Origin of the sequence: Pseudomonas sp. FSL R10-2189 (assembly GCF_009600325.1) — a bacterium.
Classification (GTDB): domain Bacteria; phylum Pseudomonadota; class Gammaproteobacteria; order Pseudomonadales; family Pseudomonadaceae; genus Aquipseudomonas; species Aquipseudomonas helleri.
The window spans coordinates 1-12,415 of record NZ_WIVZ01000066.1 but is presented as its reverse complement, the minus strand read 5'-3'; the positions used below and the strand labels follow the sequence as shown (position 1 = coordinate 12,415).

Genomic DNA, 12,415 nt, shown 5'->3' with positions numbered 1-12,415 from the left:
GGGTGATGCGCTGGGTCACGCCCGCGGTCACCAGGCCCAGCAGCAACGCCAGCCCGCCACCCACGGCGCGGCGCCGTGAAGGTGACGGCAGCGAACGCAGGCTGTCACTGGCGACTTTCAATTGGCCGGGGCTGCGCCGTTCGGCTTCCTGCAACGCCGACAGCGGCGTGCTCAACAGCGTGTTGACCCGCTGCCAGGCGTGGGCATGTTCAGGGTCGGCGTTCAGCCAACGCTCGAAGGCTTGCTGACCGGCGCTGCCCGCCTGCGCCGATTCAAGGCGCAGCAGCCAGTCCACCGCCGCGCGGTTGGCCTCATCGGCCTGACGGGCGCTCATGCCTGCGGGGTGTTCAGGCAGTGCAAAAATGCCCGGCGCAGATCGCGCTCGACCGTGGCCAGGGAAATGCCCATGGCGTGGGCGATCTGCGGCTGCGTCAGCCCGTCCAGGCGGTGCAACAAAAAACAATGGCGGGCGCGGTTCGGCAGGCCATCGAGCAACTGATCGATCAGTTCCAGCGCTTCACGCACCAGCGCCATGTCTTCTTCAGATGGCATGAACTCGGGCTCAAGGCCCGCCAGTTCTTGGTGATAGGCGCGCTCCAGCATGCGCCGGCGAAACACGTTGTTGAGCAGGTTACGGGCGATGGTGGTGAGAAACGCCCGTGGCTCCTGCAACGCCGTGAGCTGGCGCGAGGTAAGGGCACGCACGAACGTGTCCTGGGTCAGGTCGGCGGCATCATGCGGGCAATTCAACTGGCGATAGAGCCACGCACGCAACCAGCGATGATGATCGCTGTACAAGTCGGTCAGGACAGATCGGGAATCGCCGGGGCTGAGCACGTGCACACCTGAAATGAATGGTAACTAATCTCATTATCTTTTGTGCTTGCGTGAAAAAGCAATTGCCGGCTGTAGATCTTTGTAGGAACTGCCGAAGGCTGTGATCTTTTAAAAGATCAACAGATCGCAGCCTTCGACAGCTCCTTGGGGTGGGGGATTCAGCCGATCTCGTTCAGCTTCGGTATCAGCAACTCGGCCACGTGTTTTGCTTCGTCAATCAGCGGCCAGCCCGACAGGATCAGCGCGCTCAGCCCGGCCTGCTGGTGATACGCCTCGACGTTCTGCGCAATGGCGTCTGCGTCGCCCACCAGGTACGCCGCCGATGAGCCGGTGCCGAAGATGTCCAGCGACGACCAGGCGCTCATGCCGGCAAACAGGCTATTTTCCAGGCGTAGCGACTCCAGCGGCGGCAGTTGCCCCTTGAGGATGTAATCCACCCATTCCTGACGTTGCGCATCCGGGGCGCGATAGCTGGCCAAGGTCTGTTCGCCTTTGCTGCGCCGGGCCACCACTTCTTCAAGTTTGCTGCGCAGCAGGTCGACGCCGGTGGTTTCGAACAGGGCATAAAAGGCTTTTTCGGCCTCGGAGCGAGTCTTGCGCACGGTCACGCTGGCCAGCGCGCCCATGTCGGCAAAGGTACGGCCTTGGCTGTGGGCCGAAGCGCGGGCGGCGTCGAAGCGGTCCTTGATGATCGAGATTTCGCGCAGCATCAGCAGGTACACATCGACCACTTTGCCCGCGTGTTCAACACCGGCCTGGGACTCGCCCGTGCCCCATAGCGGCACGCCGCCCGCTTGCACAGGTTCCAGGCTGAAACGGGTATTGGGGAACAGCGACGGATTACCCGCCAGATAGTGCTCCTGAAATGCCTTCCAGTAATGTTCGGCGCTTTTATAGCGGTCGTCGTGACCGGCGGTGAGGTTGTAGGTTTTGGCCCGTTCTTCACGGCCATTGATGTGGTTGAACAGCAAACGCCCGCCGCTGAGTTTTTCAAAGGTCAGGGCTTGTTCGGCCAGCAATTTGGGCGAGGTCATGCCGGCGTAGGCGGCCACCAGAAAACGCATCTTTTGGGTAAAGCCCACCACCGAAGTGGCGGACACCAGCGGGTCGTTGGGCCATGTGGCCACCAGCGCGCCATAAAAACCGCCCTGGTCGATGGTCTCGGCCAGTCGGCGGTAGCGGTCGAAATCCACCGGGTAGATACCGTCTTCCATCCAGGGGTAATGACCGTCGGCCATGCTGAGGTACCACAGTGCTTTAATTGCCATCAGTCGTGTTCCTGATTCAAGTGTTCGAAATCGGTTCAAGGTCCATCGCCAACGCCGGGTCAGCCGACCACTCGCACAGCGAGCCGTCGTAAACGCTCACGTGTTCAACGCCCACCAGCGCCAGAGCCAGGGCAAACCCCGCCGCCGTGATGCCGCTGCCGCAATACAGCACCCACTCAACCTGCGGGCGTTCGATAAACGGCTGCAACGTTGCCAGCAGGGCGGGGCGCGAGATAAAGGTGTGGGTGTGCGGGTCGATCAGCTCGATATACGGCAGGTTGAGGCTGGTCGAAATATGGCCCGGGCGTGCGTATTTGCTTTCTTCGCCGCGAAACACCGGTCGGCGCAGCACGTTGAGCAAACGGGCGTTGTGTTGCCCGGCCAGAACCTGCTGCACATACGCGCGATCGACGAAATACCCCGGTGTATCCACCGCTGTGAAGTCACCGGGGCGGTTGGCTGCGGGCGTGGTGTCCAGTGCCAGCCCGCGCGCGAGCCAGGCGCGCAAGCCGCCCTCCAGCACAAACACCTGGCGGTGGCCGAAGCTTTTCAGCAGCCACCAGACCCGCGCGGCCCAGATCCCGTTTTCGCGATCGTAGATCACCACTTTGCGCTGATGGCTCACCCCCAGCGCACGCATCGCCGTGGTGAAGGCCTGGGCATCGGGCCGTGTATAAGGGAACGGCGCCGACGGATCCGACAACTGATTGGCCAGATCGGCCAAGCGCGCCCCTGGCAAGTGGCCAGCAGCAAAAGGTTCGCGCAACCCTGTGGCACTGGCTTCCAGCACGGTCCAGTGGTCGGGTTGGGCCAACAGCGCATCAAGGCTGAGTAACGGGCTGCTCATATACCTGTCCTGAAAAGCCAAAAACCCTGTAGGAGTGAGCTTGCCTCGCGATCTTTTGATCGTTAAAAGATCGCGAGGCAAGCTCGCTCCTACAGCTCGTGTTTACAGCGCTGAGGCCTCAAACCGGGCCTTGGCGCGGATCAGGTCGGCATCCACCGCATCCAGTCCGTCGATAAACGCCGTGGCAAACGAGCCGGGCCCTTTGGCTGTGGCTTCAGCCAGTTCGGCGGCCAGGGCAAAGTGCACATGGGCGCTCACCAGCGCGGTCAGGTAATCGCTGGCCACGGCGGTGTACGCCGCCACCAGCGCACCCAGCGAGCAACCCGACGCGGTCACTTTGGGCAACCAGGCGCTGCCACCGGCAATCTTGATGAGCCATGGGCGCGGCGGGTTTTGTGCCTCAGCGACCCAGCCCACCACATGGTCAATGGCGCCCGAGGCCGACACGGCGGCGGTGTGCTCCAGCAATTGCACGGCGGCGGGCACCGCTTGTGCCGGGTCGTTGGAGGTGTCAAAACCACGGGCATGGCTGCCCAGCCCGGCTAGCCCGATGATCTCCGAGGCATTGCCGCGAATCACCGCAGGCTTGAACGCCAGCAATTGCGCGGCCACCGAACCACGCCAGGCCAACCCGCCTGCGCCAATCGGGTCCAGCACCCAAGGGCGCCCGGCCTCATGGGCAGCGGCCACGGCCAGGCGCATGCCTTCAACCTGGGCCGTGTTTGGCGTGCCGAGATTGATCAGCACCGCCCCGGCGATGCGCGCAAAATCGGCGGCTTCTTCCGGGTTGTCGACCATGGCTGGCGCCGCACCGGCGCTGAGCAGCACATTCGCCATGAAGTTGGCCGACACCACATTGGTCAGGCACTGCACCAGCGGCGTGTTGGCCCGCAGCGCCGCATGCGTGGCGATCACAGACTCAATAGTCGGGGTAGCAAGGGCAGGGGAGTGATAGCTCATAAACACCTTCGTTGATAAACCAAAATATGTGACACACCCCTCTGTAGGAGCGAGCTTGCCTCGCGATCTTTTAGAGGATGTCTATTTCTTTTTAAAACACATGAGCCAAGCGCAAATTCAGTTGATAGTCGCGTTCAAACCCGCCACGAACGTTCAGGTCCTTGGCCAGCGTCACCTGCACCTGATCCTTGGCGGTAACGTTGGTGGCGTACAGTGCGCGCCACTGATCAACCCGTGTGCGGGTGCCGTTGTCCACGCCGTCCAGCTGTTGCGCGCCGCCCCAGGTGTGGGAGTAGCCGATCGACACATGGGACGTGTCAGTCGGGTGATAACTCAACCAGTTGATCACCTGGTAAGAGCGGTCTTGCTTGAGCGTCTGATCACCGCCACCGGCGTCCGTGTTTTTACCGTACCAGGTGATGTCGCCGATCAAGTCCCAGCTCCAGTATTGCCCGAAGCCCTGCACAAAACCGCCCTGCACAATGCCCTTCCAGCGGTTTTCACCGAGGTTGAAGGCTTCGTGCTTATCGTAGGTGCCGGTGGGCGCGACGATAAACGGCGAAATACCAAACCAGCGGCGCGCTTGCGGGTTGTTCACCAACCACACCGTTGAGGTCAGTTGCACGTCACCGATACCGCTGTTGCCATCAATGGACTGGCCGCCGATTTTCGCGTCATGCAACTGCCCGAACGGCAACACCACTTGCGGGTCAATCGTGTAGCCAAACACCTCCATAAAGTGCACGTAACGCAAAATGCCAATGTCAGACCTGAACCGATTACTGCCGTCGACTTTATTACCCGACGCATCGCGGTAAGTGTCGGCCGACGAATGTTGGTAATACAACAGCCCCAGATCAGTGCCCGGCGGCGCGGCAATGTAATCACCCGGATCGGCTTCAGCCGCTTGGGTCTGTTGGGTGATGGACAGCAGGCTGAACAGCGTTAACGGTAAGGCGTAAGTGGTCTTCTTCATGGGTTTATTGAAACGTCTGTCGTCATGTTTACGGGATGTGGAAATCCGCAAGGGCGACGGTTGTTTCCTGTGGTGATCAGCGTACGCAGGCCGTGCTTATAATCAAAATCACATTTATCACTAACGATAGTGATATAAAAAAGCTGTTCATATTCCGCAAATACATAAGCTTATGACTTTAAATTTAAGCCGCGCGCTGCGTTGACAGCCATTAAACAGGCTCATTAGTCTTCGCCCAATCTGAACAGAGGAAGACCCCCGTGGCCCTGAAAGTTTTATGGTATTTGAGCTTTGCCGACGGTACTTATCCGTGGTGCCCGGGCGGGTTATACCCGATAGATTTCGAGCGTTATCGAACACTGGCACAGACCATTGAACAGGGCGGGTTTTATGGGGCGCATGTTGCAACTTGGCCGAATGATCCTTTTATATCGGCCTCGTTTGCGGCCAGTTATACCCGGCGCATCAAGTTCCTGATTTCTTTTTATTCGCGCATGGTTCCGGCCAAGTTATTGGCCCAACAAGCCCTCACGTTTGACCAACTGACCCAGGGCCGGTTGTTGGTCAATCTGGTCAATGGACGCGACAACATCATGCAGGGCTACGGCATTACCACCTCCCATGCCGACCGCTACACCCTGGGCATTGATTACTGGCGAAAGTTTGCTTTTTCGTATGCTCAGGGCAGTAAAACCTACTTCCCTAATACCCCACTGGAAATCCACCCGCAGCAAAAAGACGGCGTGCAACTGTGGGGCACAGGGGATTCAACGGCGGGCGTGGCTCACGCCGGTGAGTTGGTCAACGTGTACATGACCATGCTGCGAGAAGTTGAGGTCGTGAGCCAAAAGTTCCACAAGGCGCAGCAGGCGGCGCAGGCTGCAAAGCGCCAGTTCAGCGGGCTGGGCGCCTTGGCCAGCGTGGTTGTGCGGCCGACTGACAGCGAGGCGCTGGCGCACTTTTATGCGATGTTCGAAGCCACCGGCGTTGAGGTGTTGCGCGACAAAATAAATGAATCCATCGTGCGGCGCAGTGGCGGCAAGTTCAACTTTGCCAACTTCGTCGCCCCGGATGCCAAGCGTGCCGGTTGGCTTGCCCGGCTACGTCAGCGGCAACTGCCGACCCTTGAAGAATTGCGCCTGGAAAACAACCTGTACGCCGGGATTACAGCGTGGTCGACGCTGGATGTATTCGGGACTGGCTCATCGTCGGCGTACCTTGTCGGATCGCCCGACAGTATCGTCAGCACACTCAACCTTTATCAACAAAAAGCCGGACTTAATGTCATCAGCCTGTCGGGTTGGCCCTTGCAGGAAGAAGCCGATTACGTGGCTAAGTTGCTGTTGCCTCGACTCAGTTAATTAATAACTATTGATCTAAGGTGCTGCCAAAAGTTTATAAACACTTTTTTACAAGTGTTGGGAAACAAACACGTATTCGGCAGTAGCGCTGTAACGCAACAGTCGCACTTACAATATTAAAACCTTAAACACCCGCAAATAAGGCACTTAGCCAGTTGGCACGTTCGCTGCAATAGCGTTGTCATCGTGAGATTGACTATGCCAATAGAAACTCGCCTATTTTCTATTCAGGTGGGGTAATAATTTGAAACGCGTGCACGTGGCTACTTCTGCTGTTAAACGGCATTCCTCCTTATTCGCTGTCAGCAGCGCCTTATTAACCCTCGCACCCTTTGCCCTGGCCGATGACGCCAGCCCGAACGGCGAGCGACGTCTGAGCACGGTCACCGTGCAAGCCGCCCAACAAACCGAGGTGCAAGCGGCGAAAGCCAAACTCGACGAAGTGGCCGGCGGCACCAGCCTGGTCACTCAGGCGGAAGTCGAAAAGGGCCGCTCGGCCACCCTGGAAGACACCCTGGCCTATCAGCCGGGCGTGTATGCCCAGGCGGCGGGCGGCAACGATGCGATCAAGATCTCGATTCGCGGCTCCGGGGCCAACACCTCACCAGGGTATTTCCGTGAAGGCACCAAGTTCCTCTTTGACGGCCTGGCGCTGACCGGCGCGGGCGGTACGCCTTATGAGTTGCTCGACACCCAGGGCCTGAACTACACCGAAGTGCTGCGCGGGGCCAACGCTTTTGAATACGGCGCTTTGTCGTTGGGCGGCGCCATCAACTTTGTCACCAACACCGGCCGCACGGCACCGGGCACACGCATCAAAGTCGAAGGCGGCAGTTTCGGCTGGGAAAAAGAGACCCTCAGCACCGGCGGTGTGGTGGGCGATGCCGACTACTTTGTCAGCGTCGACAACTCCAAGCGCGACGGCTTCCAGGACTTCACCTACACCAAGGCCAAGGGCATCGTCAGCAACTTCGGCTACCGCTTCAGCCCCAAACTGGAAACCCGCGTGTACCTGCGTTATCGCGAGGAATACCACGAAAACTCGGGCCAACTGACCCTGGCCCAGTTGAAGAAAAAACCCTCGCAAACCAACATCGCCACCCGTGATACGCGCGGCGATTCGACCAAGCTCGGCTCCACCTGGATCGGCAGCAAAACCACCTACACCTTTGACGATGACGCCAAGCTCGAAGCCGGGCTGGTGTACCACGACTACCCGCAGATTCTCAGCCGCAAAAGTACCGTTAACCCCAACTACTGGGATTGGCGCGACATCAACTATTCGCTCAATTACACCCGCACCGATCACCTGTTCGGCCTGTCCAGCACCAGCACGGCGGGCTGGACCAGCACCCAGCACATCAATGCTGGCGTGCGCACCTACAAAGGCAATAAAGACCTCGGCATCCTGCAAAAAGACGTGAAGTACGACGGCTCGTTTGACCACGTGTTCAGCCTCGGCAACGACCTGGGCCTGACCGACAACCTGTACCTGTCTACCGGCGTGTCGGCGATCCAGATCAAGCGCAACGTCAAGGTCTCGTACAGCGACCGCCCCAACACCAGCGGCCTGCCGAGTGAGTACCTCTACGATGAGTGGCGGTTCGCCCCGCGTATTGGCCTGCGTTATTACATCGCCCCCGACGTGCAACTGTTCGGTAACGTCAGCCGCACCATCGACCCGCCCAGCTCCTGGTCGATTTCCGGCTCGGGCGTCACCACCAACTACACCAAGCCATTGGTGCCACAAACCGCCAACACCGTGGAATTCGGCATCAAGGGCAAATACGGCATCTTCGACGGCAGCCTGGCGTTCTATAAGTCGTGGGTGAAAAACGAGCTGCTCAACGTGCAGGTGCTTCCGGCCACTGCTACCACGGCTGCCGTGGTGTCTACGTCCAACGCCACACCGACCATTCACCAGGGCATTGAAGCCGGTTTGAGCACCCGTCTGTGGGAAGGCGCCAATGGCGACACCCTGACCTGGCGTCAGGCGTACACCCTCAATGACTTCCACTACGACAACGACCCGCTGTTCAAAAAGAACGAACTGCCGGGCTTGCCCAAGCACATCTACCAGGGCGAATTGCAGTACCAGTTTGCCAACGGCTTGTATGCCGGGGTCAACGTGCGCACCGCTTCCAGCACCGCCGTGGACTACGCCAATACCTTCTACGCGCCGTCCTACACCCTGTGGGGCGCACGCTTTGGCTTCGACGATCCGGGCAAAACCTGGCAGGTGTACCTGGACCTGAAAAACCTCACCAACAAGGCCTACGTGACTGCCGTGGCACCGTCGTATGACGTGCAGGGCAAAGACACGGCGGTGCTGTACCCCGGTGATGGTTTCGGCGCCTTTACCGGCGTGACTTACAACTTCTAAGCCTGCGCGGCCAGCGTCGCGAAGTGCGCGGCGCTGGTGGAGGAAGCACATGACCCTGACCACAAGGCTTGCCCGCCTGGCGCTGATCGCCGGTATCGGGCTGCTGGGCGCCTGCAAACCGGCCAGCGAAGCGCCGCGCGCCACCGTCGTCAATCCCGATGCCAGCGCCAGCCAGCCTGCTGACTACCGCGAAAGCAGCCCCGGCAAACCGGGTGGCACGCTGCGCCTGTCGACCTCATCCGACACCACCACGCTCGATTTGCATTCGATTTCCCACGGCAACACGCAGTGGCTGGGGCGCATCCTGTTCGACTGCCTGGTGTACCAGGACGAGCAGGGCAACATCACGCCCTGGCTGGCCAAGTCCTGGGATATTTCGCCAGATGGCAAGACCTACACCTTTCATCTTCGTGACGACGTGACCTACAGCGATGGCGAAAAATTCAACGCCCGCGCGCTACAGCTCAACCTCGAACACATGCGTGACCCCAAAACCAAATCACCGCTGGCGGCGGCCTACATCGCCCCGTACGTGGACGGTCGCATCATTGATGAGTACACCTTCGAAGCGCACCTGCGCGAACCCTATTCACCGTTCCTCGATGTGCTGGCGCAGTCGTACCTGAGCATGCTGTCGCCGCGCCAGATCGTCGAGGCACCCAAGTCCATCGCCGAACACCCCATCGGCACCGGGCCGTTTGTGCTCGAAAGCTACACCCGCGACCAAGGCCTGAACTTCGTCAAGCGCAAGGGCTACCACTGGGCACCCGAAGTCACCGGGCATCAGGGCGAGGCCTACCTCGACCGCCTGGAGGTGAGCATCGTGCCCGAGGCGATGATCCGCTTCAGCTCGCTGGAGTCGGGGCAGTCCGACTTCACCGTTGATGCGCCGGCTCAAAACGCCAAGGCCATCCGGCAAAACCCCGATTTGCACATCCGCAGCCTGATCCGCAAGGGCAACCCGTTTCGCAGCCTGCAGTTCAACACCGAGAAGTTCCCGTTTCAGGACGTGGTGGTGCGCCGTGCCGTGACCAAAGCGGTTGATCGCGATGGCATTGCCTGGATCGCCGGTTTTGGCGAGTACCAGCCTAAAAGCGATTTTCTGGCCAGCAACACGCGCTTCTACGACCCGGCCTACAAAGACGTGCTCAAGTACGACGTGGCCGAAGCCAACCGCCTGCTCGACAGCGCCGGTTGGGAGCAGCGTGACGCTGAGGGTTACCGGGTTAAAAATGGCCGGCGCCTGGCGGCCGAGTTGCTGACTTACGAAACCGGTGCCTACCCCAGCAGCATTGCCGTAGCGATTCAGGCTGACCTGAAAAAGGTCGGCTTCCAACTAACCATCGACCTCGCGCCGCTGCCGCAAATCCTCGAAAAACGCTATGCCGGCAACTTCCAGGTCATCGCCGCGGGCTACTGGCACACCAACACCCCGGACGGCCTGTACATCCTCTACCACAGCAAATCCATCAGCACGCCGAGCTTTATCGGGCAGAACATTGGCAGCTTTCGCGACGAGCCACTCGACGCCGCCCTCAGCGCTGCACGGCAGACCACCGACCCGGTTGAGTTGCAAAAGCTTTACAGCATCGCCCAGCAACGCCTCACCGAAAACGTCCCGGCAGCGCCGGTGTACGAGAGCCACGTGCTGGTGGCCTACCGCAACGCGGTCAAGGGCTTGATCTTCGACACCTCGCACAACACTCCGATTTTCACCACGGTCTGGCTCGACCAGGAGGTCAAATGAATCCGCTGCGCCTGATCCTTCGTCGATTGTTGTCCGGCATTGGCGTGCTGTGGGGCGCGGCAACCCTGACCTTTCTGGCCATCAACCTGAGTGCGGGCGACCCGGCGATGGCCATTCTTGGCGGGCCGGGGGCCAACCCGAGCGCCGAATTGATTGCCCAGGTGCGCGCTGAATACGGCCTCGACCAACCCTTGATCGTGCAATACGGCCAGTACCTGGGACGCCTGGCCCAGGGTGACTTGGGCGACTCGTATAACTTGCGCAGGCCCGTGGGGCAGGTCATCAGCGGGCAACTCGGCGCCACTGTGCAACTGTCGTTGAGCGCTGCGGCGCTGGCGGTGCTGCTGGCCGTGGTGGTGGCGGTGCTCAGTGCCAACCGGGCGCCGTGGGTGCGCTCGCTGGTGTCGGGCACAGAACTGGTGCTGTCGTCAGCGCCGTCGTTCGTGATCGGCCTGGGGTTGCTGCTGGTGTTCGCGTTTGGCTGGCACCTGTTGCCGCCATCCGGCTCCAACAGCTGGCAAGCCTTGATCCTGCCCAGCGTGGCCCTGGCCTTGCCGGTGGCGGCAGTGCTCAGCCAGGTGTTGCGCCAGGAACTCGAAGACACCCTCGAACAGCCCTTTATCGCCATGGCTCGCGCCCGTGGCCTGTCTGAAACCGGGGTGCGCCTCAAGCATGCCTTGCGCCATGCGCTGGTGCCGCTGGTGACCTTGTCCGGCTTTGTGTTTGCCAGCTTGCTGGGCGGGGCGGTGGTGATTGAACTGCTGTTCTCGCGCCAGGGCATCGGCCGCCTGATGCTCGACGCCGCCAACACCAAGGATGTGCCGCTGCTGCTGGGGATCACCCTGCTGGCGGCAGCGATTTATGTGGTCGTGAATTTTCTCGTCGACCTGATCAATCACCTGGTGGACCCGCGTGCGAAAGCCGTGTGACGCCATCTTTTCGCAAGGACTTGCCATGACCGACACCACCTCCTACCGCGCATTGAAGGCGCGTTTCCAACCGCTGTTCGACCAGATCGCGGCCGGGGCCATCGAGCGCGAGCAGCATCGCGAACTGGCCTTTGACGCCGTCAACCAACTGCGCGAGGCGGGCTTCACGGCGCTGCGCGTGCCGCAGGCTTTGGGCGGCGCGGGCGTCAGCTTGCCGGTGTTGTTCCAGCTGTTGATTGACCTGGCCGAGGCCGACTCCAACCTGCCGCAAATCGTGCGTGCGCATTTCGGGTTTGTAGAAGGGCGTTTGTCCAGCCGCGACGCCGCCTCGCAGGATTACTGGTTTGCCAAGGTGGTGGCCGGGCAGTTGTGGGGCGCGGCCATGGCCGAGCGCAGCGACAGCAGCACCAACTCGGTGTCGCTGGCGCCCAACGACCCGCACAACGAAGACGCGGGCTGGGTGCTCAACGGCGAAAAATACTACTGCACCGGCACCATCTACGCGGACTGGGTGGCGGCGGTGGCGATGCACGACAAAGACTTTTTCAGCGTGGTGGTGGCCGTCGATGCGCCGGGCGTGACCCGTGAAGACGACTGGGACGGCTTTGGCCAGCGCCTGAGCGGCAGCGGCACCACGCGCTTCGACCAGGTCGCGGTGGCGCCAAAACACGTGCTGCGCCGTTTCAAACCCGGCGAATTGCGCGCCGAATCATACATCTCATCGTTCTACCAACTGTTCCACCTCGCCACGCTGGCCGGCATCGCCCGGGCCGCCTTGCGCGATGCCACCGCCTTTGTGCAAGGCCGCACCCGTGCGTTCGGCGTGCCCGGCCAGTCCAGCCCCAAGGATGACCCGCTGGTGCAACGGGTGATCGGCCGCCTGTCGAGCCTGGCCTACGCCAGCGAAAGCCTGGTGCTGGCCACCGCCAACGTGCTGGAAGGCGTGCATCAGGCTGAACTGACCGACAGCGCGCAGGAAGCCGATTACGTCGACGCCGACATTCGCACCTTCCAGGCCCAGCAAGTGGTGCTGGAGCAAGTGCTCGAAGCCACCACGCTGTTGTTCGAAGTCGGCGGCGCCTCGGCCACCAGCCAGGCCCGCCGCCT

General features: G+C 60.8%; 11 protein-coding genes. 5 read left to right on the top strand and 6 right to left on the bottom strand.

Annotation, left to right across the window (positions count from 1 at the left end):
- From GHO32_RS25505 to GHO32_RS25480, 6 genes are all read right to left on the bottom strand, one after another.
- Window positions 1-334 (bottom strand): FecR/PupR family sigma factor regulator (locus GHO32_RS25505; protein ID WP_153338414.1); only part of this gene is annotated, 334 nt, incomplete at its 3' end.
- Window positions 331-837, bottom strand: coding sequence for a sigma-70 family RNA polymerase sigma factor (locus GHO32_RS25500; RefSeq protein WP_368668528.1), 507 nt, complete (start codon window positions 835-837; stop codon window positions 331-333). The genes GHO32_RS25505 and GHO32_RS25500, both read right to left, overlap by 4 nt.
- Before the next feature lie 158 nt (window positions 838-995).
- Entirely contained in the window at window positions 996-2,105 is a 1,110-nt protein-coding gene (locus GHO32_RS25495) for an LLM class flavin-dependent oxidoreductase (RefSeq protein WP_153336880.1), read from the bottom strand.
- 16 nt (window positions 2,106-2,121) lie between these two features.
- Window positions 2,122-2,952, bottom strand: a complete 831-nt coding sequence (locus tag GHO32_RS25490) for a sulfurtransferase (RefSeq protein ID WP_153336879.1) — start codon at window positions 2,950-2,952, stop codon at window positions 2,122-2,124.
- 102 nt (window positions 2,953-3,054) lie between these two features.
- The gene (thiM, locus tag GHO32_RS25485) at window positions 3,055-3,912 is read right to left on the bottom strand and encodes a hydroxyethylthiazole kinase (RefSeq protein WP_153336878.1); all 858 of its coding nucleotides are present in this window, start codon (window positions 3,910-3,912) and stop codon (window positions 3,055-3,057) included.
- A gap of 91 nt (window positions 3,913-4,003) precedes the next feature.
- Window positions 4,004-4,888 carry a transporter gene (locus GHO32_RS25480; protein ID WP_153336877.1) on the bottom strand — a complete coding sequence of 295 codons (885 nt, stop codon included), beginning with the start codon at window positions 4,886-4,888 and terminating at the stop codon, window positions 4,004-4,006.
- Window positions 4,889-5,148: 260 nt separating this feature from the next.
- Here GHO32_RS25480 and GHO32_RS25475 point away from each other — a divergent pair, with 260 nt between their 5' ends.
- The 5 genes from GHO32_RS25475 to GHO32_RS25455 all read left to right on the top strand — a co-directional run.
- Window positions 5,149-6,249, top strand: coding sequence for an LLM class flavin-dependent oxidoreductase (locus tag GHO32_RS25475; protein ID WP_218577089.1), 1,101 nt, complete (start codon window positions 5,149-5,151; stop codon window positions 6,247-6,249).
- A gap of 259 nt (window positions 6,250-6,508) precedes the next feature.
- The gene (locus tag GHO32_RS25470) at window positions 6,509-8,632 is read left to right on the top strand and encodes a TonB-dependent receptor family protein (protein ID WP_368668529.1); all 2,124 of its coding nucleotides are present in this window, start codon (window positions 6,509-6,511) and stop codon (window positions 8,630-8,632) included.
- A 49-nt stretch (window positions 8,633-8,681) separates the two neighbouring features.
- On the top strand, window positions 8,682-10,379 hold the full coding sequence (locus GHO32_RS25465; protein ID WP_153338416.1) for an ABC transporter substrate-binding protein: 1,698 nt from the start codon (window positions 8,682-8,684) through the stop codon (window positions 10,377-10,379).
- Window positions 10,376-11,308 (top strand): ABC transporter permease, encoded by a 933-nt coding sequence (locus GHO32_RS25460; protein ID WP_048370734.1) that lies wholly within the window; start codon window positions 10,376-10,378, stop codon window positions 11,306-11,308. Before GHO32_RS25465 ends, GHO32_RS25460 begins: the two co-directional genes overlap by 4 nt.
- Before the next feature lie 25 nt (window positions 11,309-11,333).
- The coding region (locus GHO32_RS25455) for an acyl-CoA dehydrogenase family protein (protein ID WP_153443064.1) at window positions 11,334-12,415 on the top strand (1,082 nt) is incomplete at its 3' end.